The following is a 23,429-nucleotide window of genomic DNA, read 5'->3' on the forward strand; positions in this document are numbered from 1 at the left end:
TGCCTCCAATCGACGGGAATGTCGTCGGCAACGCTAGCTGCATGAACTGTGATCTGCAATACTTGTTGCACGAAAATTATGAGTTTGCTCACGGCCGAGGTGAGGCCTGACCGGCCTCGGCAAGAGTGGGCGTTTCCACTCGCGCGCGTCCGGATTCGTCCGTTCAGATGAATTTCCGGTCACCGGGAACGTGCTGCGCGTCACTCCGCCATGAACTTCACTATTAGCGGGTTGCGGCCGAACCCTGGCCGCGTCTATTGGAAGTGAGGTGGAATCTCCGTGTCGCATTCGAGATCTTGGCGTATCGGGAAAGTCGGCCGTGTCGCCGTGGCGATGATCGGTGCCGGTGCCTTGTTGGTGGGCTGCGCGAGCAGCAATGACGACAGCGGTACCGACACGATGACCGCGTCGGGAGACATCGTGACCGGCATGGTCAACGAGCAGCCTGATCCTGGGAGCGCTGTCGCCGGCGGGACCATGACGTACGGCGTGCAGGTACTCGTTCCCTCTCTCGACCCGACCAAGACTGCCGCTCGCGGCGGTTCCGGCGGTGAGGCCTTCGCTGCTGTGTACGACGTCCTGATGAGCTACGACACTGCCAGTGGCGAATTCAAGCCCAAGTTGGCCGAATCACTTGCGACCTCTGACGACGGAGCCACCTGGACGCTGAAACTTCGCGACGGTGTGAAGTTCAGTGACGGCACCGCCCTCGATGCCAACGCGGTGATCACAAGTATTGATCGGTACAACGCAGGTAAGGGTAACGGCGCAGAACTGTGGCTGGCATCGGTCGCCTCGATGAAAGCTTCGGATGCCACTACCGTGGTCTTCAATCTGAGTACGCCCTGGATGCGTTTTCCGTCGATGCTGGCCCTCGGCCACGGAATGATCGTCGCTCCCAGCTCGCAGCAAGGTGACAAGTTCACTGCGGTTGGTGCCGGACCGTTCACCGAAGGCATGTTCAGCCCGGGTGTCGAGCGAATCTTCAAGGCCAACCCCGCCTACTACGGTGGTGCTCCCAAGCTTGAACAGCTTCGGATGGTTGCGCTCAACGGCCCGCAGGCCAATCTCGAATCGCTGAACAGCGGTCAGTTGGACGTTGCCTACATTCGTGGTCTGACGTCGGCGATCAACTCAGCCAAGTCCGCCGGCTATCCCGGTTACATCGACGTACTCAACGCCGGCAGTGCGGAGATCATCAACAACCGTGCGGGCCGTCCGGGTTCGGATGTTCGTGTCCGCCAGGCTATCGGTTACGCACTGGATCCGGAGCTGATCGACCAGCGCGCCGAAAACGGTGAAGGACTCCCGGGTTCGGAGCTGTTCGGCACGACGTCACAGTGGCATGTAGACACCCCGGGGATCGCGTACGACCCCGCCAAGGCCAAGGAGCTTCTGAACCAGGCCAAGGCCGACGGATACAACGGCACGCTCAACTACATCGTGCTCAGCGAGCCGAAGGACCATGCGATCGGTTTGGCTGTGCAGTCTCTGCTTCAGGCCGTCGGGTTCGAGGTGAACCTCATTCTTGCGAACAATGCCGGCGACATCGTTCAGAACGTCTACGTCAAGAATGATTTCGACCTCGCTCACGCCGGTATCGGTCTGTACGAGTCGATTCCCGATCTCGGTCTGTACTCGACCACCAACAGCACCTCGAAGTCCAACACCGCGGGTTACGCCAACCCCGCTATGGATCAGTTGATCGCTGATCTGCAGCAGACGAAGGACAACGCGTCGGCGCTGGCCGTGATCAGCAAGATCCAGACCTTGTGGAACGAAACGGTTCCGTCGGCTCCGGTCGGTGGATTGGCCTCTTTCTGGGCTTGGCAGAAGAACGTGCACGGTGTGGTTCCGACCGCAACGGGCATCATGTTGTTCGACCAGGCATGGATGGGCGCTAAGTAGCCTTACGCGCAACCCGAGAGCCCCGTCCGACGTGAGTCGGGCGGGGTTTTGTCGTGTCCAGCTCGATAGCGTAAACACGCAACCCTTTCGATCATCGTGATTCTTTTGAAATATGTTGCTAGTCAAGGTAATTCGAATGTTCGAATTTGACTTGCCTGTCGTGGTCGACATAGATTGCATCCACCATCCAGAGTGGCTGAGAGACCTGGCTCGATGATGCCGCAGCAACCCGCTACCTAACCGCAGTGTGGGTGCTACCGCCAGGACCGATGGAGGACGCATGACTGTTTTTGCCGTGGGTATCGAATTGGACGGCGAGGGTACTCACCCCGCTGCCTGGCGTCGAAGCTCGCACCGCCCGGACCAGCTGCTCACGGGTAAGACCGTGCGCGATCGCGTCGCGGCTGCCGAGAATGCGGGCTTCACGTTCGCGACGTTCGACGATTCCATCCTTCCTCCGAGCGGTGACGTGGTCGGTCGTATCGACGCTGTCTCGAGGGCGGCGTACGTGGCGGCGACGACCAGCACGATCGGGCTGGTCCCCGTCGTCGGGACCACGTACGCCGAACCATTCCATACCTCTTCGCAATTGGCGACGCTCGACTACTCCTCCCGCGGGCGCGGCGGCTGGCTTGCCGTTCCGGTCGAGGACGACGCTGCGGCGAGGGCGTGGGGGAGAGCTCCGGTGGCAACGGAGTCGGCGCGTCGGCAGGAGCAGCGGGATTCGGTCACCGTCGTGACTGATCTCTGGGACTCGTGGGAGGACGACGCCGTCGTCCGTGACTATCTCAGTGGACGGTTCCTCGAGCGTGATCGTTTGCATTACGTCAATTTCGAGGGCGACTCGTTCTCGGTGAAGGGGCCGGCCATCGTTCCGCGGCCGCCGCAAGGCCAGTTGGTGGTCTTCGGCCGCTACGGCGCCATCGAACCACACCAGGCGGATGTTGTTCTCGTGTCAGGTGATTCGGTGGAGGCCATCGCACGGTCGGCTGCCAAGGCGCGCGATGAGGGCGCGTCATTGGTGGTCGCCGAGGTCGATGTGGCTTTCGATACGCCGAATCTGTCTGCGGCGCAGCGACTGACCGAGCTGAACTCGCACGGGAAAGCCGTCGATAGTGGTCGACTGCTCCTGGCTGCAGATCCGGGGGAGGCGGCCGCAGTTCTGAAAGAATTGGCCGGGCACCTCGACGGTGTTCATTTCCACGCTCTCGTGATCGACGAGGACCTCCCTGTGCTGGCCAAGTTCGTGCTTCCGGGGTTGTCCAAGGCCGGGTTGACTCGACGCCCGGTCCCGGGATCGACGCTGAGGGGCAACCTCGGGCTGCAGCGGCCCGCAAATCGATTCGCCCACTCTTCCTGACTTGACTTCGTGCTAAGGATATTTCGGCTATGACTGCATCACGCTCCGCCGTGCCTCGACCCGACGCTCACGTTCACTTCGGCGTCTTCTTCCAAGGGGTCAACCACACCACCATCTGGTCCGATTCAGCCAGTGGATCCCAGATCGACTTCGAGACTTTTCGGCGATTGGTACTCACCGCCGAGCGAGGTCTATTCGACGCATTCTTCCTCGGTGAGGGCCTGCGGCTTCGTGAACAGAACGGCAAGATTCTCGATCTGGATATCGCCGGCCGCCCGGATGCAATAGCGCAGTTGGCCGCACTCGCCGGTATCACCGACAAGATCGGGTTGGTCGCGACGCAGAACACCACGTACAACGAACCTGCCGACCTTGCACGTCGACTCTCCGGCCTCGATCTACTTTCCGACGGACGGGCCGGCTGGAATGCGGTGACCACCGACAACGCGTGGACGGGAGAAAACTTCCGTCGCGGTGGTTTCCTCGACCACGCCCTGCGCTACGAGCGTGCCGGGCAGTTCATCGAAACTGCTCGGGCACTGTGGGATTCGTGGGCCGACGACGCGATCTCGAGCTCTCGTGCGTCCGAGAACTGGTCGAATCCGGGAGCCGTCGGCGAGGTGCATAGGCAGACTTCGCAGTTCGACATCTCCGTGACGCCGACGCTTCCCCGAAGCCGCCAGGGGCATCCGGTCATCTTCCAAGCGGGTGATTCGCCGAGTGGACGCGATTTCGCGGCGACGCATGCCGACGTCATCTTCTCGCGACACGGGACACATTTCGACGGCGCTCTCGACTTCGCCGAGGACATTCGGGCTCGGTTGAGTAAAGCCGGGCGACCCGAAGACGACGTCAAGATCTTGCCGAGCACGCAGATCGTGTTGGCGGAGAACGAGTCCGAGGTGGAGGAGAAGGCTCGGTGGGTCCTCGAAGGTCAGTTCACCGGCCAAACCGCACTCTCTCTCGTCGGTCTGGTGTGGGGCAAGGACCTTTCCGATCGAGACCCCGACGGTCCACTCCCCGAAGAAGATCCGGTTGCTCGCCCGGTTTCGGAGACGCGCGGTTCAGCGCGGGACGGTAACGACCCAATTGCGATTGCACGTGAATGGCGCGCTCTCGCGGAGGCAAAGAATCTGTCCCTGCGTCAGGTCGCCATCGAAACCTCACAGCGTTCGGGTTTTGCGGGCACTCCCGGGCAGGTCGCCGACCAGTTGGTGCATTGGGTGCGCAACGGAGCCTCGGACGGCTTCAACATCTCGCCGTACCTGGTGCCGACCGGACTCGACGAGATCGTCGACTGGTTGATCCCGGAACTGCAGGAGCGTGGGGCGTACCGCACCGAGTACTCCACGTCGACGCTGCGGGAGCACCTTGGGCTGCGACCGGCGCTCACGCGTCGGGCTTCTCACGAAGCTGCGGGGTAACGGGTCCTGTCCCACACAGTCACAGCGGCGGCCGAATCCACCAAGCTCGATTCGGCCGTGCGCTGGGAGATCGTCGTCTGCGTAGCGGCGGGTTTTACCACCCTTCTCGATTCAGCGGTGCTCGGAATCGGGGTCCCGTCCATCCGGGCGTCGCTGGGCGCGTCGACCTCCGAGGTGCAGTGGATCCTCGCGAGTTATTCGCTGACTTTCGGCTTGGCCCTGGTGCCGGCGGGCCGACTCGGTGACGTCGTCGGGCGTCGACGCTTGTTCTTGGTCGGGCTCAGCATTTTCGCGGTGATGGGAATCCTCGGAGCGTGTGCGTCGGACCCGTCGATGATCGTTTTGGCTCGGCTGGGACAGGGGATCGGTGCAGGCACCATCAGTTCGCAAGTGCTCGGCATCATCACCGACCGGGTGTCCGGAAAGGCACGGGCGAAGGCGTTGGGCGCGTACAGCACCGCGGGTGGTCTGGCCGGCGTTTCCGGACCGATCCTCGGTGGTGTTCTGCTGAAGTATTCCGATCCTGACTTCGGGTGGCGGCTGCTCCTGATCCTCAACGTGCCGTTTGCCGTGGTCACACTGCTTCTGGCGTTTCGCTTTCTGCGCCGTGATCGAACCACCCGATCCGGCGCGTCGATAGATCCGGTGGGGTTGTGCCTGCTGGCGGCTACGACCGGGCTCCTGTTGTGGCCCATCGTGACCCGAACGAGTGTCACGGTGGCCGCGGCTTTCCTGATCGGTGCGTTCGGCGCTGCTGTCGCCTTCTGGTTCTGGGAACGTCGGTATGCCGTCCGCGGTGGCACACCCGTGCTACTTCCGTCGTTGATCGCCTCTCGGGGATTTCGACTCGGTACGACCGTTGCACTCTTCTGGTTCGGATCCATCCTTGCCGTCAACGCAGTGCTCAGCCTCTATCTGATCGAAGGTTTGGGCTTCGCGCCGCTGAGTGCGGCGTTGATCATGACCGGCAGCTCGCTCGCGATGGCACTGACGTCGGCCTTCGGGTGGCGGCTGGTTGCCAGGTTCGGCCGAGGTGCGGTCGTTGTTGCGATAGTCGGGGAGATACTTGTCATCCTCGGCTACATCGCGGCGGTCAATCTGATTCCTCGGGAGTATCTGATCCCGGTGCTGGTAGTCCTGGCCGTGTTGTCGGGAGTTGCCAGTGGCTTCGTCGACGCACCCAATCGGGTGTTGACTCTCGAATACGCGCCGGCGGGCGCGAACGGAGTTGCAGCGGGCTTCCTTCAACTCTCGCAGCGCTTGTCGGCGACCATCTCTCTGGCAGCGGTATCGGGGTTGTATCTCGGTGTCCTCGGGTCGTCGACCGACGGATACGGACGTGCGCTCGGAATCGCGCTGGCCGTCTGCGTCGTCATGTTGATGCTCTCGTTGGCGGGGGCGGTGGCAGACAGCCGTCGGAGAAAGACGTGAACTGGCATTTTGTGGGTCTCCTCGGTCCTTCGGAGGCAGAGCCCGTGTGACTCGTGGGACTTGTGTTACCCATGGGTTAGGAGTCGTGGGACGATACTTGTGTGGTGACCGGTCGCAGCGAAGACAAGCCCAACGGTCGCGGGAGTGGAGAGCCAGTTAACTCACCCCGCGGATCGTCGGACAAACGTGACCGCACATCGACGCCCTTTCGCGCTCGAACGGCGATGTGGACGAATCGGCCACTGTTCGATTTCCACATGATCGTCGGTCTGGTCGTGCTGATCGTCGCATTCGGACTACTGATGGTGCTCTCGTCTTCGGGCGTCGAGTCCTACGTTCTGTCCGGGACGTCGTACGCCAGATTCTGGCCGCAGTGCATGTTCGCAGCGATCGGTCTGGTGATGTTCGTGGCGGTCGTGCGCTTACCGACCGAAACGATGCGCCGAGCGTCGCCGTGGCTGCTGATCCTGTGTCTTGTTCTGCTTGTCCTGGTGCTGATTCCAGGTATCGGTTCGGAACAGATGGGCGCTCGCAGCTGGTTCGTGATCGCGGGCATCTCCTTCCAGCCGTCGGAGCTTGCCAAACTTGCTTTGGCGATCTGGTCCGCAGCGACTGTTGCGTCGTTCTTGAACGCGCGGATGGATGTCAATCGCGCGCTGCCGGTGATCGGCGGTACGACGCTGCTCGTTCTGGTCCTGGTGGTGTTGGAGAAGGACCTCGGAACCACCATCACGATCGGCATCATCTTCATGTCGGTGCTGTGGTTCGGACTGTTCCGGATGAAGACGTTCATCAGCCTCACACTCGGTTCTGCCGTCGCGTTTCTCGTGCTCGGGCTTACTGCTGGTTACCGATCGGATCGCATCAAGGCATTCCTGAATCCCGACCTCGACCCGCAGGGGTTGAACTTCCAGAGCACTCAGGCCAAGTACGCATTGGCCAACGGCGGCATTTTCGGTCGCGGTCTAGGACAGTCCGACGCCAAATGGAGTTACCTGCCGCAGGCACACAACGACTTCATTTTTGCCGTGATCGGTGAAGAGTTGGGTTTGGTCGGCGCCCTGATTGTCGTTGCTCTCTTTGCCGCGGTACTGATCGTCGGGTTGCGGATCGCGAAGCGGTCCACCGATCCGTTCCTCAAAGTCATGACAGCGACGGCAACGACGCTGATCGTCGTCCAAGCGTTCATCAACATTGCTTACGTGGTGGGCCTGATTCCGGTGACCGGTCTGCAATTGCCGCTCATCTCGGCGGGCGGAACGTCGATGATCACCACCCTGCTGATGTTCGGGCTGATCGCTCATGCAGCCTTCCGCGAACCGGAGGCGGTCGCCTCGTCCGAGAGCAGCGGTCGCGGCTGGATCCCGCTGGTCTTCGGCAAGCCTCGGTTCGGCATTGCCAAGAAACTACAGCCTGATCGACGTAGGCCGCCCGCTCGCCGCGCCCAACCTGCTCCAACTGGGCAACGCAGACCGGAACGACGCGCGCCGCAACCTGACAGGCGCCGGGCTCCAGCTCCGGGCCGACGCGCACCGTCGCGTGACTGGTCGGAAGATCCACGCAGACGTGGCCGCTCCGATCGACCCCGGCGGGCTTCCTGATCTCAGCCAGTCCTACTGCCCGGCAACTCGGAAGAGGGCAGTCACGCACCCGCCAATTGCGGTGGGCGACTACATTGGGGATCGGCAAAACGACGTCTAATGAGGGTTGTGGACATGGCAGGTGGCGACAAGGCAGACCAGTCGGTGGTCGAACGTAGCTCGGTGACCGGACGTCGTACGACGCCGTCGCAGCGAGCGCGTTTTCGCCGGATTGTCGACGCCGCAATGGAATCCGCCTCCGAAGGTGGCTACGACGCGGTGCAGATGCGATCGGTCGCCGATCGCGCCGGCGTCGCGATCGGCACTGTTTACCGGTATTTCCCGTCCAAGAACCACATGCTCGTTGTCGCATTGTTGTGGATGTTCGAGGGTTTGCGTGACAGATTCCAGGACTTTGTAATCCCGGGTGAGACTCCGTCGGACCGGATTCTGTTTGTGCTGCGCAAGAATACGGAGGTCCTCGAGACCGATCACCTCCGTTACGAAGCGTTGGTTCGGGCGTACATGTTCGCGGACGCGTCGGCGACTCCGGAACTCAATGCGCTCGGTGGGGTCGTGACCGAGATGTTCGCGAAGGCGATCGGCGTCGAGGAAGTCTCGCAGCAGCAGTTGGACGCGGTGAAGGTCATCGACGACGTCTGGATGTCGAGTCTCGTCTCGTGGGTTGCCGGCCGGATGACGACGGACGAAGTGATGGCGCATCTCGAACTTGCAGTGCGCCTGGTCTTTCGCAAGTTGGGCGGATAGTCCTCACACGGTGTAGCCGCCGTCGACGTTGAGCTTCTGGCCGCTGATGAATCCGGCGGCATCGCTTGCGAGAAAACATACGGCTTCAGCGATGTCGGTTGCCGATCCGAAGCGCTTCAACGGGATTCGGCTCATGGTCACGTCGAGTGCGCTCTGATCGAGTTCGGCCGAGTTGATCAGCCGCTCGGCCATTCCGTCGGTCAACATGCCGGGGCCCACGGAGTTGAACCGGACGCCGTAGCGCCCTTCTTCTGCGGCGAATCCGCGAACAAGTTGTTCGACAGCCCCTTTGGTACCTGCGGAGAGTCCGTCGCGCACCGGAAAACGATCCGTTGCCGCGGTCGTCACTGCTACCACCGAACCTGAAGATGCACGCAGCGAAGGCAGAGCGGTGTGAACGAGGGTGAAGAACGCTGCGGCTTCCTGGTTCAGTTGTTCGGTGAAGAACGCCGGCGTCACGCGTGAGAGGTGCGTCATCGGGACGTGCGGTCCGGCAGCGTGGACCAGCGTTGTCAACCTGCCCAGATCACTGACCGCATCGCTCACGGCGGCGCTGATCGACAACTCGTCCGTGAGGTCGAGAGGGTACGAGTGGGCGCGCACTCCATGCGTTCGAATCTGCTCGCTCAGTTGCTCGGCGGCGTCCTTGTTGTTTCGGTAGGTGAAGGCGACGTCGTGTCCGCGTTCGGCGAGAGTCAAGGCGATCGCCGACCCGATTCCGCCGGTTCCGCCGCTGACAAAAGCGGTGCGTGCTGCGCTCACAGTGCCTCCAGTGGTATGCCGATTCCAACCTAGCAAATGCTTGGTTGGGATGCCGTTCGGAATATATCACTGCGCGAAGGACAGGCTCAGATTGCTATCGCAACCGGACTGATCGCCCTAATCTGGTGCCATGTCCGGAGACAGTGTGCAGTTGACCGATGGGGCGCCGGAAGGGGAACCAGAATCCCATGCCTCGGAACCTCACGCACCGAGTTTGAACAATCGCCTGAACTGGCTGCGTGCCGGTGTTCTGGGCGCAAACGACGGAATCGTCTCGACCGCAGGCCTCGTGGTCGGTGTTGCGGCAGCGACAACCGAGCGTTCCGCGATCTTCACGGCTGGTTTTGCAGGTCTGGTCGCCGGCGCTGTATCGATGGCGTTGGGCGAGTACGTCTCGGTCAGCGCCCAGCGAGATACCGAACGTGCACTCCTGCAGAAGGAGAAGAAGGAACTCCTCGAGACCCCGGAGGCTGAACTCCAGGAACTGACCGAGATCTACGAGAACAAGGGATTGAGTCCGGAAACGGCCCGCCGCGTCGCCGAAGAATTGACCGAGCACGACGCGTTCGCGGCGCACGTAGAAGTCGAATTGGGTATCGATCCAGACGATCTCACCAATCCGTGGCATGCGGCGATTTCGTCGGCAATCTCGTTCACGATCGGCGCGGCGATCCCGCTGGTCGCAATTCTGGTGCCGCCGACGGGTATCCGTGTCCCTATCGCATTTTTCGCGGTGCTGATCGCACTTGCGCTTACCGGAACGATCAGCGCGACGCTCGGCGGAGCCCGCAAGACGAGAGCGGTGCTACGCGTGGTGATCGGCGGCGCACTCGCGATGGCTGTGACGTACGGGGTAGGTCAGTTGGTAGGCACGGGCCTCGCCTGACCCTTGCTGTGCGCCTTTATTAACCCCCCGCGGTTAATAAAGGCGCACAGCAGATTCAGGCACGACAGATCATGACCGGCCCCGGCGCATGGTGCAGCAGATTCTGGCTGGTCGATCCCATTACGGCGCCGGCCATCGCGCTGCGGCCGTGACTTCCGACAACTATCAACTGCGCGTCGTCGGCGTATTTGAGCATGACCGGGGCAGCGGCACCGGGTTCACTGATGCGGGTGACCGGCACGTCGGGGTACTGGTCGGCCATGCCCGCGAGATTCTCGGCCAGCAGTGCCGATTCCTCCTGTTCGACGGCCTCCCAGTCGATCAGAATTCCCGCTCCGCCTTCGCGGAAGGTGGACGAACCCTGCCAGGTGTGAACTGCGATGAGCGGTGCGTCGAACTGATCGGCATAACGAAACGCGTACTCGACGGCCTTCTTGCTCAACGCGCTTCCGTCGACTCCGACGATGACGGGACGCTGATCCGGACCTGGATTCTGTGCCGAACCGCGCCACACGGTGACCGGACAGGTTGCATGATTGGCCACCTTCAGTGCTGTCGATCCGAGCAGCCGTGAGCGCAGTGCACCCGATCCGGTCGACCCCATCACGATCAGGCGTGCGGTACCCGAGGATTCGAGGATGTGCGTCGACGCCGGCCCTGGCGCGATCTCGGATTCGATGGTCAGTTCCGGGAATTCGGCCGAAATCACTGTGGCGGCGGCTTCGACTATCGCTTCGCCGTCTTCGCGGATCTGGCTGAGGAACTGCGACTGCAACATCACTGCAGCGGGACTGTAGATCGGACCCTCTTGCGGCAGGGCATGCGCCAGAATCAGTCGTGAATTCACCGCGTTGGCGATCAAGGCTGCCCACCGGGCCGCGGCCGTGGAGGCCTCGGATCCGTCGATGCCGGCGACGACATCCTGGTGTCCTGCAAGTGTGTTCATGTCTACTCCCTCTGAAATGATCGAGATCGGTCGACTGGTTACAGCGAAGTCACCAGAGTGACGACGCCGACTTCACGGCTTCCTTCCACGTCTTGCGCAGCAGGGTTGATTGCCCGTCGGCGATTTCCAATTCCCGCCGATAGGCCATGCCCAATCCAAAGCTGGTCAATGAAGTGTGTTCCTGCTCTGCGGCAATTTCGAGCAGATGATGTTGGGCGACAACGGAATCCTGATGCTCACCGAGAACGTCCTGGAAGTGGCTGAAATGCTTCAAGGCGCGCTTGGCTCGACTCTTCGACACGGGTTCCATGACCTCGATCGCGTACTTCATCCGCTTGGCTCCCTTGCGGGCGCGATGCATGCGCTCGTCACGATCGGTGCGGGTATCGGCGTCGAAGACGTGATCGACTCGCTTACCCACCTTGTGTGCCAGGTGGCGCAGGGTATGAGCCAATTCTCGCGCCGACGCCTTCTTTCCCACGCGGTGTGCGACTGTGTCGAACTCGAGGTCGCCGACGTACTCGTCGAGACGATCGAGCAGCGTGGTGTATCGCTCGGAATCGAGCGCCTCGAGGGCTGTTTCCTGGGCGGTTTCACCGCGTGCCGAGAAGAACTCGTCGATTCGAGCTCGCACAGCTTCTCGTTCGGGCATCTCGTCGATTTCGCCGAGGCGTTCCACAAGACGCTCCCACTGGACCTCGACGTCGCGGGCGTCGCCGAACTTTCCACCGATCCATCGCAGATCCGTGATGAGATCGTCGGTCTTGGGGGAGTGGCCGGCGTACGACTGGAGAGCGCTTCGGATGCGACGTGCTGCGACCCGGAAATCGTGAACGGCTTCGTCGTCGGCCCGGCGCGTCCCGAGATCCGCTGCGACCAGTGCGCGCTGTTGTTCGATGAGGTAATTGCGCAACAGAATCCGCGGGTTCGACGCTTTGCCCGTGGTGACCTCGTGGCCGACGTACGGCGTGACCGAAGTGCCCAGTGCTCGTTTGAGTTTGGACGGACTCGCAGAACGCTCGAGTCCGGCGTCCAGTAGAACCGACTCGATGGCGTCGGCGAGGTCTTGTCCGCCTGCACCTTGTTCGACCTCGACTTCCTGCCACGTCGACTCGCCGGAACCGTCTGCCTTGCATGCGATGACGGTGTCGGAAACCACTTCGGCAAGCAGAACACCGTTTTCGCCGTTGAGCCTGGTGCGCTCCCGATCGGTGATGATCAGGGCAACCGGCACCAGATCGTGTCCGCGGATGATCGCCCGGATCAGACTCGACAGCGGCGAGGGAACATCGGTGCTCTCGTCCGGCGGAAGCTGGATTTCGGTTCGAGTGTCCTGGCCTGCGGGAAGTTTCATGTGCCATCCCGCGTCATCGCCGCCCTCACGCTTGCGCAGCGTGATCTTCTCGGCGAGCAACCGGAAGTCGGCGGTGTCGAAGTAGGTGGCAGAGAGCTGTATCGAATCGTGGACCGGTTCGCCGACAACACCGGGAAGCCCGCCCAGTGCGGGAACTTCCTGCTCGGCCGGCGCCTCGTACTTACGCTCGATCTCCCGTACGGCTTCGGGTACGTCAGCGGTCTTACTCATCTGGTCTCCTCTTGCGGTGCGGTCTGCGCTTCCATCCTCCCGGTATCGGTGGCGCAGTGGAAGGGTCCGGGGTTCCTACGGCGAGTCGCCATGGGCTGATTCGTCCGGCCAGGACAGGGTCCGCCTACTTTCGAACCGTTGCAGGCGGCCGGTAGTCGGATCCTCGAACTCGAGAACCTTCGACAGCAGGCGCAGCGGATTCGAATAATCCTCTGCGGCAACGTCGTAGAAGTCGGGATAGAAGTTGTCGCCGTGGATCGGTAGCCCGAGCGAGGTCATGTGCAGGCGAAGTTGATGAGTCTTGCCGGTATGGGGGAGCAATCGATACCGCGCGAAGCCGTCCCGCGTCTCGATCAGTTCGATTCGCGACTCGCTGTTGGGCTCGCCCTCGATCTCCTCGGCCTTGAGTACCCCGCGTTCTTTCACGATGCGACTGCGCACGACTACGGGGGTGTTCACCTGAGCGTCGAAACGCGCGATGGCCTCGTACTCCTTGGTGACGCGGCGCTCGGCGAACATGGTCTGGTAGTCGCGCCGGGCCGCCTGATGCACGGTGAACAGCAGCAGTCCCGCCGTAACGCGGTCGAGGCGATGAGCTGGACTCAGCTCCGGTAGATCGAGGTCCCGACGCAAGCGGACCAACGCCGATTCGGCTATGTATCGGCCGCGCGGGGTGCTCGCGAGAAAGTGCGGCTTGTCCACGACAAGGATGTTCTCGTCCCGATAGAGGATGTCGATCTCGAACGGCACCCGCGTTTCGACGGGAGGGTCGCGATACAGGTAGACGAACCGCCGGGGAGCGTAAGCGCTCGTCTCGGTGATTCCGACGCCCTTCTCGTCGACGACCTCCCCGGCTGCGACTTTCTCCCGCAGGCGGACGGCATCCTGGGGAAACCGTTCGAGCAGGTAGTCGAGCGTCGTCGCCCACATGCCGTCGTCGGGCTGACGGATGCGACTGGGGTTCAGGCCGTCGCGGACGGGAAGGGGTGATCGTGACACATCTTCAAAGCTAGCCGTCCGGTCGGCATTCAGACCTATTGACGACATATGGGACGGAAGTTACTATCCGGTAAGTTCGTGACACCGGTCACTGTCGTGGGGGCAGGGCAGGGTCATCACAACAGAAAATTGGGGTTTTCGTGAGGACACGACTTCTACGTCGAAGGTCGACAACGATTGCGGTGGGGCTGTGCGTCGTGGGATTGACGGTGCCGAGCGCCGTCGCTTCTGCGGATCCGACGGGAGGCTCGGACGGGCAGGCCTGGCTCGCGGCAACGGAGGCGACGCCGCAGTATCCGGGGGTCTCCATCGAGTGGGACGTGCCCATCACGATGAGTGACGGCATAGTTCTGCAAGCGAATGTGTACCGACCGGCGGATGCATCCGGGCGGGCCGTGGAATCGAGGACGCCTTCGGTCCTCAACATCACGCCGTACACGAAACTGCTGGACACGCTGGTGGATTCAGCTCTCTCGATCCCGCAGGTCGGAGAGACGTTGATGGACGTGGCGAACTCGCTCGACCTTGCGGCGCCGTTCGACGGAGTGTCGGAGTTGACGGGCGTCATCGCCGGCGGAGGTGCCAGGGTGCTCGGCGTCAACCGTGATCTGGTCCAGAACGGATATACACAGGTTGTGGTCGACGCACGTGGAACCGGCTTCTCCCAAGGTAATTGGGACGTGCTCGGCAAGCGTGAGCAACAGGATTCGGTCGAGGTCATCGACTGGATGAGCAAGCAGGGGTGGTCCGACGGGAAAGTAGGGATGGCGGGCATCTCCTACTCCGCGATCAACTCGGTGCAGGCGGCGAGCAACAATCCACCTGCACTGAAGGCGATCTTCCCGGTCGAACCGAGCAACGATCTGCTGCGTGACATCGTCGGAACCGGCGGCGGCCTCGGCGTCGGGTTCATGCCGTTGTGGTTGGCCGCGGTCAACGGGCTCAAACTTGTCCCGAACATTCAGGACATCCTGCAAGGAAACTTCGATCCCCTGTGGTTGGCGAGCCGCCTCGCGGATCCGGGAACGCTGATTCCCGAACTGGTGCAAGCGATGACGGCTCAGAGAATCGAGGACGTGTCACCGTCGACTCTGCAAGTCGCGCAAGACGGTCAGTTCTATCAGGACCGGTCCGCAGACGTCGGAAACATCACTGTTCCGACGATGGTCTACGGCGGGTGGCACGACATCTTCGCCAACAGTGAGCCGCGGATCTACAACGGAATAGATCTGCCGCCCGGACAGAAGCAGTTGATCATGGGGAACGGCTATCACGTCACTCCCGGCGGTGGGTTCGGCAAGGACGGTGCGCCGCCGCGCCTCGACGTGCTCGAGCGTGCGTGGTTCGACAAGTGGCTCAAGGGCATCGACAACGGAATCGATGGATACGGTCCGGTGACGATGTTCCAGCAAGGTGGCGGATGGATCACGGACGATCAGTTCCCGCGCGCAGGTGCGAGCTACGAACGTATGTATCTGAACTCCGCGCCCAGCGGTACTGCCGCTCATGCGGCGTACGACGGTTCCCTGACCGATGACCCGCCCAGTGCCGCAGCGCGATTGACAGTTGCACCCGGACTGCGAGGCTTCTGCTCCGGTGACGGAACCCAAGGCACTGCCGGTATTTCCGTGGTGCTCGGTGCGTCGTGTTCCAAGGATTCCCGATTCCAGGAAGCGGAGGGTCTCACGTTCACCGGCGAGGCAGTGACCGAGCCGACCACTCTCTCGGGCCCGATCAACGTCCATCTCGAGACGGTCTTGGACGCGACGGACGGATTCTGGGCAGCGACGGTCAACGACGTAGCGCCGGACGGAACCTCGACGCCGATCACGAACGGCGCACTGACCGCGTCGCTCCGGGCGGTCGACGATTCCAAGAGCACCCGCTCGGCCAACGGTGACTACAGTGAACCGCACCACTTTCTGACGATCGACACGCGTCAGCCGGTTGTTCCCGGTGAGGTCACCACCGTCGACATAAACATGCTCCCGACGGACGCAGTGCTGCAACCGGGGCACCGACTTCGCGTCGACGTCTACGCTGCCAGCGTGCCGCGTTACCTGGCCCTCGGGCCGATGCTCGCCGACAGTCAACTCGAGCCGCAGCACATCGAGTTGGCTGCAGACCGGCCGAGCTTCGTCAACGTCCCCTTCGTCGGGGGTCGCTGACCCGGACTGCGACGGCGGCGTGAGAACCTGCGGGTTCGCGGAGGTTCTGAGAAGATCGTCCGATGACAGAATCCCGACTCTCCGCCGCCGTCCATGATCGTCTGGACGAACTTCTGGACCCGGTGGACGAGCGGCTCGCGGCGCAGTACCCGGGAAACCGTGACGAGATCCAGCCAGTGCACACGATTTACGTCAGTGCCGCTGATGCAACCGTCGACACTCCTCGTCTCTGGGGTGAGCAGGCGATTGCGCTTCTCGATTCTCACGCGCATGTGTTCGCCGATCTCGACACCGAGAATGCACTCGCCGATGTGCGAGTTCAACTCGGCCGCAAGCCGGTCCAAGACTTTCGAATAGATTTCGAGGACGGATACGGACGCCGCAGCGACGAGGAAGAAGACGCTGCAGCGACGTCGGCCGGGCGGACACTTGCAGCGCTCAGCGCTGATCCTGCCGGGCCGAACTGGGGCGGCATCAGGTTCAAGGGGCTGCCGGCCAGTGAGCGTCGCCGCTCGATCAGGACGCTCGAGTTGGTGCTCGACGCGGCCGGCGGAGTGCCGGACGGATTTGTCTTCACCGTCCCCAAACTGCGCGCGGTGGAGCAGGTCACGGCGACGGTGTTGCTCTGTGAAGAACTGGAGAAGGCTCACGGACTCGAGCCGGGTTCGCTTCGGTTCGAGTTGCAGATCGAGAGCCCGCAGGCAGTCATCGCTGCCGACGGAACGGTGGCTGTTGCTCCGGCCATCCACCGCGGTGCCGGTCGTCTGACCGGTTTGCATTACGGCACTTACGATTACAGTGCGGCGTGCGGAATTGCATCGCGTCATCAGTCGCTCGAACATCCGGTGGCAGATCACGCAAAGGCTGTCATGTTGGCTGCTGCCGCGCAGACCGGCGTGTGGGTGTGCGACGGGTCCACTCAGGTCGCGCCAGTCGGGAGTGCCACGGCAATCCGCGACGCGATCACTCGGCACCATGGGCTCGTCACACGATCCCTGGAACGCGGTTACTACCAGGGCTGGGACATGCACCCCGGGCACCTGGTCACCCGCTGGCTCGCCACCTTCGGTTTCTACCGCAACGCGCTCGGTGCCGCCGCTCCGCGCATCGAGTCGTACCTGGGGCGCCAAGGTGGCGATGTGATGGACGAACCCGCAACGGCACAGGCTCTGGCGGCGGTGGTTCTGCGCGGGCTCGACGCGGGGGCCTATCCGGAATCCGAGGTTCTCCGGCTCGCGCCGAGCGCCGACACCGACGCACTCCGCCATCTCGTAGGACGCACCACACCGATCACAGGAGAACACTGACCGATGAGCACCACCGAATTCACCTTGCTGCCCGACCTGGCACTGCGCACCCTCGGCGGAGCCGTCATCTGGGCCAACGACGAGGCATTCGCCGAGCGTGAGGCCTTGATCCGGCCAGGCAAGGCCGGGTACCAGCCGGCGACGTTCGGGCACAAGGGGCAGGTGTACGACGGTTGGGAGACGCGTCGTCGCCGGGTGGCAGGTCATGACGAGGCGATCGTGCGACTCGGTGTTCCCGGAGTGGTGCGCGGTGTCGTCGTCGACACCGCTTGGTTCAAGGGCAACTACCCGCCCGAGATCTCGGTGGAGGCAATCTCCGTCGACGGCTACCCGGATCCCCTCGACCTCGCCGGCTCCGGCGAGTGGACAACCATCGTCGAGCGCTCGACCGTGCAGGGCGACTCGGAGAATCCGTTCTCGGTGGCGTCGGAGGAGCGGTGGACGCACGTCAAGCTGACCATTTACCCGGACGGCGGCGTGGCGAGATTCCGTGTTCACGGTGAAGCGCGGCCGGACCCACGTTTCCTCGACGCCGGGCCGTTGGACCTCGCAGCACTCGAAAACGGTGGCCGCGTGACCGATTGCTCCAACATGTTCTACAGCTCACCGCAGAACATCCTGTTTCCCGGACGCGCTGCTTCGATGGGTGACGGGTGGGAGACCGCCAGGCGCCGCGATGACGGAAACGACTGGGTGCAAGTACAACTCGCGGGTGAAGGCGTGTTGAGCTTCGTCGAGATCGACACTTCGTATTTCCTCGGAAACAGTCCGGGTGAGGGTGCTTTGGCCGGCCGAACGACGGGAGGGGAGTGGATCGAACTGCTGCCGCGCACGACGCTGCGTCCGGATACGCGTCATCGCTTTCCGATCGAATCCGAAGCCCCGGTCACCGATGTCCGTCTGGACATCTTCCCGGATGGTGGCCTCGCGCGGCTGAGAGTCTTCGGCGTATTGACCGACGCTGCTCGCGCTGTGATTTCCGGGCGCTGACGGTAAAGTTGTTGACATGAGCGACTATTCCCGCGAGAACGATCCCCGGGACACCTATCCCCGGGACATGGTGGGATACGGGCCTCATCCGCCGCACCCGCACTGGCCCGGCGACGCGCGGATTGCCGTTCAGTTCGTCCTCAATTACGAAGAGGGAGCGGAGAACAACGTCCTGGACGGGGACGCGGCTTCGGAAACATTTCTGTCGGAAATGACTCCGGCAGAGGCGTTTCCGAACCGACACATGAGCATGGAATCGCTGTACGAGTACGGCTCCCGGGCCGGGTTGTGGCGTGTACTGCGAACCTTCGAGCGGCGAAACCTGCCTCTCACAGTCTTTGCGGTGGCGCGGGCGATGCAGCGTAACCCCGAAGCAGTCAGTGCTTTTCAGGAGTTAGGCCACGAGATCGCGTGCCACGGATTGCGTTGGAAGTCTTACCAATCCGTGGACATCGAACGCGAACGCGCAGACATGGCCGAGGCAGTGCAGATTCTGCGAGATCTGACGGGTTCGGCGCCTCTCGGTTGGTACACCGGACGCGATTCACCGAACACTCGTGAACTGGTGGTCGAGCACGGCGGCTTTGTCTACGACTCCGATTCTTACGCAGATGATCTGCCGTACTGGGTCGACGTGCCGCGTGGCGCAGAGTCGGTGAAGCACCTGGTCGTTCCGTACACGCTCGATACCAATGACATGCGTTTCGCCTCTCCCGCAGGATTTCCCAGCGGCGATCAGTTCTTTGCGCACCTTCGTGACGCCTTTGACGTGCTGTATGCGGAGGGGGCGGCCGGATCGCCGAAGATGCTCTCGGTCGGGTTGCACTGCCGCATAGTCGGCCGCCCCGCCCGTGCTGCCGCTCTCGAACGATTCCTGGACCACGTGCAGTCGCACGAGAAGGTCTGGGTCGCGCGGCGCATCGACATCGCCGAGCACTGGAAGTCCGCGCATCCCGCTTAGGGGTCACGGTCGGTCGACAAAAGACTTCATTCGAGCAGTTCGGGTACTTATTCGACCGGCGCGCATTCCGCCAGCGAATTCTAGGCCATTGACAACTGGCACGGTTGTGGATGACTCTTTGTAGATGGAGAAACACACAGCAGTCGAAGCGTCTTCAAAGTGAGCCGACCAGTGCCAACCAAGAAGCCGACCAAGAGCCGCGAATGGAAGTTGTCCCACAGTGCCCGCGCGGTGGTGACCGGCGCCGGCAGCGGAATCGGCCGGGCCTTTTCGTTGGAGTTGGCGCGCCGAGGCGGTGAGGTGATCTGCGCGGATATCTCGCTGGAGCGGGCCAAGGAAACTGCGGCACTCATCGACGAGATCGGTGGTACCGCACACGCCGTCCAATGCGATGTGTCGATTCGTGAGCAGGTTCAGGACCTGGCGTTGTTCGCGGAACTCGAACTTGCGGGACCGCTTTCGCTGGTGATCAACAATGCCGGGGTCGGTATCGGTGGGAAACCGGTGGGTGAGATCGGTTTCGAGGATTGGGAGTGGGCACTCGGGATCAATCTGTGGGGTGTCGTGCACGGCTGTGAGATATTCGCTCCACAACTGCGTGCGAGCGGCGCCGGGGGATTCATCAACGTGGCCTCGGCCGCTGGGTTTGCGGCTGCGCCGCTGATGGCGCCCTACAACGTCGGCAAAGCGGCCGTGATGTCGCTCTCGGAGACCTTGTCTGCTGAACTTGCCGGTACGGGAGTGCGGGTGACGGTGCTGTGTCCGACCTTCGTCAAGACAAATGTTGCTCGCGACGGTCGAATCACCGCGGAAGCAACACAATTGGCGCAGACGTTGATGCGGCGAACCGGCTTTTCGCCGGAGCGCATCGCCGTCACCACTCTCGACGCCTACGACAAGGGGCGACTCTACGTGGTGCCGCAGTTCGATGCGAAGGTGATCTGGCGACTCAAGCGGTATCTACCCGTTGCATACACGTGGGGCTGTGGAGTTCTCAATCGCTTTGCGCCGAAACAGAAGTCGGGATCATCTGGAGCCTCGGCGGTGCCGGATACGAACTCGCTGAGCACGAAAGGAGCGTGACATGTCCTTCGATTTCGACGGAATGCTGCAGAAGATCAAGGACCGCCAATGGGCTCTGGTGGAGATCGACTGGGATGCTCCCGGTGCCGAGACGATCAGTCCAGAGCTTCACGCGAAGCTGAAACCGTTCATGTCGGACCTGATGTGGATCGAGAACGTCGGTGCCCGCGGCTTCGCTGCGATGGCTCTCAAGGCGCCGACTGAAACTCTCCGCGACATCTATCGGCATTTTCACGCCGAGGAACAGAAGCACGCCAACGCCGAACTCGCGCTGATGCGTAGGTGGGGAATGCTCGACGGCGACGAGATGCCCGAGCCCAACATCAACGTCAAGCTCGTCATCGACTGGCTGGACAAGCATTCCGACGGTTTGTCTCTCTCGATTCTCGGGACCGTCATACCGATGCTCGAGGTGGCGCTCGACGGAGCCCTGGTCAAATTCATCATGGACGAGATCGAGGATCCGGTCTGTCAGGCTGTGTTCAAGAAGATCAATGCAGACGAGTCCAGGCATCTGGCGGTCGATTTTGCGGTGATCGAGATGCTCGGGCACTCGACGACGCGCAAGCTCGTCGTCGAAACCGTCGGCGCCTGGATGAATCCGGCGTTGATCATCGGGACACTTCGATACATCCCGCTGCTGAACAAGATGCGCGACAACATCGTCGACATGGGAGTGAACGAGGAACGGCTCTACACCGCGATGAAGCGGTTCAGGAACGTAGGCGAACGGAGTCCGGCCGCGCTCCGCGTCCCGATGTATCGGGTGGTGAAGTGGCACGGCAACATGGTCATCAATCGCAACCATCCCTATCATCTGCTTGCCGATCGGATGGTCAAGGTCACTGGCCGACTTTCCGGCAGCAGGCTCAATTCCGAGCCGACCTGGGCCAAGGAACTGACGTACGAGCCACTCGCATGAGTACTGCCGAGCCACTGTCAGTGGCGATCATCGGTGGAGGTTTCGCAGGAATCGGAGCGGCGATTCGGTTGAAGCAGAACGGTATCGAGGACTTCGTCATTCTCGAACGGGGTATGGAAGTCGGCGGGACGTGGCGCGACAACACGTATCCGGGCGCTGCGTGCGACATTCCGTCCCGTCTGTACTCGTACAGTTTCGCCCCGAACCCCGACTGGTCGCACACCTACTCAGCGAGCGCGGAGATCCTCGGCTACATCCGAACGATGGTGAAAGAGTTCGGCCTCGATTCGAGAATTCGGTTTCGGTGCAACGTCACGGGCATCGTGTGGGACGAGCAGACCGGCGCCTGGACGATCGCGCTCGAGGGCCGTGAAGCGGTCGTTGCCAGGACAGTCGTCATGGCGTCGGGTCCGCTCGCGAATGTCAGCTTTCCTGCTGTTCCGGGTTTGGAGAGCTACGAAGGGCACAAGATTCACAGTGCTCGCTGGGACCATGACTACGACTTCACCGACAAGCGGGTCGCAGTGATCGGAACCGGGGCCAGTGGAGTCCAGATCGTCCCGGAACTCGTGAAAACTGCACGATCAGTGAAGGTTTTCCAACGAACCCCCGGATGGGCATTGCCGCGAGCAAATCTACGCACACGACCTCGCACGAAGGAGCTGTACCGTCGTCATCCGGTCGTCCAGACTCTGGCGCGTCGGGCTTGGTACTGGGGACACGAATCGGTAGCGCTCGGGGTGGTCTGGGAATCCCCGTTGACGAGGGTGGTGGAAACAGTCGGGCGTCTTCATCTGCGCATGCAGGTGAAGGACCCGTGGTTGCGGCGACAACTCACTCCCGATTTTCGGGCAGGGTGCAAGCGGTTGCTGATGACCAGCGAGTATTACCCGGCTCTCCAGCAGGACAATTGCACACTCGTGACCTGGCCGATCGCGAGATTGGCCCCACATGGCATTCGCACGGTCGAAGGGATCGAGCATCAATTCGACTGCATTGTGTTCGCCACCGGCTTCGACGTTTGCAAGACCGGAACACCGGTCCCGATCATCGGACGGGACGGACGTGTGCTCGCACAGGAGTGGAAATCCGGGGCGCGCGCGTACAAGAGCATTGCGGTATCCGGTTACCCCAACCTGTATTTCACCTTCGGACCCAACTCTGGTCCGGGGCACAGCTCCGCCCTCGTGTACATGGAAGCGCAACTCGACTATCTCGCCCAAGCGATCAAGATCGTCCTCGAGCGCGACCTCAAGGCGCTCGACGTTCGTCAAGATGTCGAAGATGCGTACAACGTCGAGTTGCAGCGTCGGCTGTCGAAGACCACGTGGAACTCGGGATGTTCGAGTTGGTATCTCACCGACGAAGGTTTCAACGCCACGATGTTTCCCGGCTTCGCGACCCAGTACGTGAACCAATTGAAATCGGTGGATCTTCGGGACTACACGAGCAGGGTGCGCGAGAAAGACACTGCGCAGACCTGATCCCGGGTTCTGATCGGCCTGGTGTTGCCACTAAGTTGGAATCGTGACGACCGACGCGGCAGAGGAGACGAGGCGGTGACCGAGTACCGCATCGACGATCTAGCGCGCGCTGCGGGCACTACCTCGCGGAACGTACGGGCATATCAGGAACGCGGATTGCTTCCTCCGCCGGAGAAGCGGGGGCGGGTAGGCATCTACGGCGACGCGCACCTCGAACGCCTCAAACTGATCGACACACTTCTTCAACGAGGTTTCACCACTGCGCATATCGACGACTTCATCACCGGTTGGGAAACCGGGAAAGATCTGACAGAGGTGCTGGGTCTGCAGCACGCGGTCACCGAACCATGGTCCCGCAGTGACACCGTGAGTATCGAGATGGCCGTCGTACGCGAGTTTCTCGGGGGCGATGCGGATGGTCAACTCGATCGTCTCGTAGATCTCGGACTGGTGCAGATCGAAGGAGAGAACTGTGTTTTCACCGATCCTGCTTTGCTCAGCGGGTTTTCGAGTCTCCTCGAATACGGTTTTACTCTCGATCAACTTGTCGATGTGCATGAAAAGCTCCACAACGCTGTGGACGGGATCGCCAAAGACCTGATTCAGGCGGTGAAGGACCGCATCGTCGATCAGCACGGGGTCGGTTGGCTTCCGGAGGGCGACGAGGTTGCCGGTACAGCCGAGATGCTCCAGACGATGCGTGAACTCGGTGTGGCGTCGGTACATTCGGCACTGGCCCGGGCGCTCGACGCGAACCTTCAGCGTGAACTCGGCGACTACCTCGCCGCTGCGATCGGCTCGCGGAGCGACGTCGACGAGTCGACTTAGCAGCTTCGATCACGTTCGGGATGCGCTGCCCCGTCGC

At 62.0% G+C, this 23,429-nt stretch carries 19 protein-coding genes and 1 riboswitch; of the genes, 15 read left to right on the forward strand and 4 right to left on the reverse strand.

Annotated features, from left to right (window positions below; genetic code table 11):
- The first annotated feature begins 279 nt into the window (after nucleotides 1-279).
- The 6 genes from ACWF6P_RS16125 (at nucleotide 280) to ACWF6P_RS16150 (ending at nucleotide 8,471) form a co-directional block, all read left to right on the forward strand.
- On the forward strand, nucleotides 280-1,908 hold the full coding sequence (locus tag ACWF6P_RS16125) for an ABC transporter substrate-binding protein (protein WP_452621656.1): 1,629 nt from the start codon (nucleotides 280-282) through the stop codon (nucleotides 1,906-1,908).
- Nucleotides 1,909-2,088: 180 nt separating this feature from the next.
- Nucleotides 2,089-2,184, forward strand: a riboswitch (SAM riboswitch).
- 4 nt (nucleotides 2,185-2,188) lie between these two features.
- Complete coding sequence (locus tag ACWF6P_RS16130; protein ID WP_452621657.1) at nucleotides 2,189-3,268, forward strand: LLM class flavin-dependent oxidoreductase; 1,080 nt, start codon at nucleotides 2,189-2,191, stop codon at nucleotides 3,266-3,268.
- Between the two features lie 29 nt (nucleotides 3,269-3,297).
- The gene (locus tag ACWF6P_RS16135; protein WP_452621658.1) at nucleotides 3,298-4,692 is read left to right on the forward strand and encodes an NtaA/DmoA family FMN-dependent monooxygenase; all 1,395 of its coding nucleotides are present in this window, start codon (nucleotides 3,298-3,300) and stop codon (nucleotides 4,690-4,692) included.
- Between the two features lie 57 nt (nucleotides 4,693-4,749).
- Entirely contained in the window at nucleotides 4,750-6,123 is a 1,374-nt protein-coding gene (locus tag ACWF6P_RS16140) for an MFS transporter (protein ID WP_452621659.1), read from the forward strand.
- 224 nt (nucleotides 6,124-6,347) lie between these two features.
- A complete protein-coding gene (gene ftsW / locus ACWF6P_RS16145) occupies nucleotides 6,348-7,724 on the forward strand; it encodes a putative lipid II flippase FtsW (RefSeq protein ID WP_452621828.1) in 1,377 nt (458 codons plus the stop codon).
- A 114-nt stretch (nucleotides 7,725-7,838) separates the two neighbouring features.
- Nucleotides 7,839-8,471 (forward strand): TetR family transcriptional regulator, encoded by a 633-nt coding sequence (locus ACWF6P_RS16150; RefSeq protein ID WP_007733896.1) that lies wholly within the window; start codon nucleotides 7,839-7,841, stop codon nucleotides 8,469-8,471.
- A 3-nt stretch (nucleotides 8,472-8,474) separates the two neighbouring features.
- Here ACWF6P_RS16150 and ACWF6P_RS16155 read toward each other — a convergent pair whose 3' ends face one another.
- Entirely contained in the window at nucleotides 8,475-9,233 is a 759-nt protein-coding gene (locus tag ACWF6P_RS16155; protein WP_378543007.1) for an SDR family NAD(P)-dependent oxidoreductase, read from the reverse strand.
- Nucleotides 9,234-9,363: 130 nt separating this feature from the next.
- Here ACWF6P_RS16155 and ACWF6P_RS16160 point away from each other — a divergent pair, with 130 nt between their 5' ends.
- Nucleotides 9,364-10,119 carry a VIT1/CCC1 transporter family protein gene (locus tag ACWF6P_RS16160; protein ID WP_452621660.1) on the forward strand — a complete coding sequence of 252 codons (756 nt, stop codon included), beginning with the start codon at nucleotides 9,364-9,366 and terminating at the stop codon, nucleotides 10,117-10,119.
- Between the two features lie 55 nt (nucleotides 10,120-10,174).
- Here the strand turns inward: ACWF6P_RS16160 and ACWF6P_RS16165 are convergent, their stop codons facing one another.
- From ACWF6P_RS16165 to ACWF6P_RS16175, 3 genes are all read right to left on the reverse strand, one after another.
- Nucleotides 10,175-11,065: a universal stress protein gene (locus ACWF6P_RS16165; protein ID WP_452621661.1), complete on the reverse strand. Its 891-nt coding sequence runs from the start codon at nucleotides 11,063-11,065 to the stop codon at nucleotides 10,175-10,177.
- 49 nt (nucleotides 11,066-11,114) lie between these two features.
- Nucleotides 11,115-12,650 (reverse strand): CYTH and CHAD domain-containing protein, encoded by a 1,536-nt coding sequence (locus ACWF6P_RS16170; RefSeq protein ID WP_452621662.1) that lies wholly within the window; start codon nucleotides 12,648-12,650, stop codon nucleotides 11,115-11,117.
- Nucleotides 12,651-12,725: 75 nt separating this feature from the next.
- Nucleotides 12,726-13,649 (reverse strand): pseudouridine synthase, encoded by a 924-nt coding sequence (locus ACWF6P_RS16175; RefSeq protein ID WP_452621663.1) that lies wholly within the window; start codon nucleotides 13,647-13,649, stop codon nucleotides 12,726-12,728.
- A 140-nt stretch (nucleotides 13,650-13,789) separates the two neighbouring features.
- Between ACWF6P_RS16175 and ACWF6P_RS16180 the strand changes: the two genes are divergently transcribed.
- The 8 genes from ACWF6P_RS16180 (at nucleotide 13,790) to ACWF6P_RS16215 (ending at nucleotide 23,392) form a co-directional block, all read left to right on the forward strand.
- A complete protein-coding gene (locus ACWF6P_RS16180; RefSeq protein ID WP_452621664.1) occupies nucleotides 13,790-15,817 on the forward strand; it encodes a CocE/NonD family hydrolase in 2,028 nt (675 codons plus the stop codon).
- A gap of 62 nt (nucleotides 15,818-15,879) precedes the next feature.
- On the forward strand, nucleotides 15,880-17,124 hold the full coding sequence (locus ACWF6P_RS16185; RefSeq protein ID WP_378543015.1) for a DUF6986 family protein: 1,245 nt from the start codon (nucleotides 15,880-15,882) through the stop codon (nucleotides 17,122-17,124).
- 3 nt (nucleotides 17,125-17,127) lie between these two features.
- Nucleotides 17,128-18,114, forward strand: coding sequence for an allantoicase (gene alc / locus ACWF6P_RS16190; RefSeq protein WP_452621665.1), 987 nt, complete (start codon nucleotides 17,128-17,130; stop codon nucleotides 18,112-18,114).
- 16 nt (nucleotides 18,115-18,130) lie between these two features.
- Entirely contained in the window at nucleotides 18,131-19,075 is a 945-nt protein-coding gene (gene puuE / locus ACWF6P_RS16195) for an allantoinase PuuE (protein ID WP_452621666.1), read from the forward strand.
- A 171-nt stretch (nucleotides 19,076-19,246) separates the two neighbouring features.
- On the forward strand, nucleotides 19,247-20,158 hold the full coding sequence (locus tag ACWF6P_RS16200; RefSeq protein ID WP_452621829.1) for an SDR family NAD(P)-dependent oxidoreductase: 912 nt from the start codon (nucleotides 19,247-19,249) through the stop codon (nucleotides 20,156-20,158).
- Nucleotide 20,159: 1 nt separating this feature from the next.
- Nucleotides 20,160-21,080 (forward strand): ferritin-like domain-containing protein, encoded by a 921-nt coding sequence (locus ACWF6P_RS16205; protein ID WP_378532066.1) that lies wholly within the window; start codon nucleotides 20,160-20,162, stop codon nucleotides 21,078-21,080.
- A complete protein-coding gene (locus tag ACWF6P_RS16210) occupies nucleotides 21,077-22,564 on the forward strand; it encodes a flavin-containing monooxygenase (RefSeq protein WP_452621667.1) in 1,488 nt (495 codons plus the stop codon). The genes ACWF6P_RS16205 and ACWF6P_RS16210 overlap by 4 nt, the downstream gene beginning before the upstream one ends.
- A gap of 75 nt (nucleotides 22,565-22,639) precedes the next feature.
- Nucleotides 22,640-23,392, forward strand: a complete 753-nt coding sequence (locus tag ACWF6P_RS16215; RefSeq protein WP_452621668.1) for a MerR family transcriptional regulator — start codon at nucleotides 22,640-22,642, stop codon at nucleotides 23,390-23,392.
- The last annotated feature ends 37 nt before the right edge of the window (nucleotides 23,393-23,429 follow it).

It is taken from the genome of Rhodococcus sp. NPDC055024 (assembly GCF_053608585.1).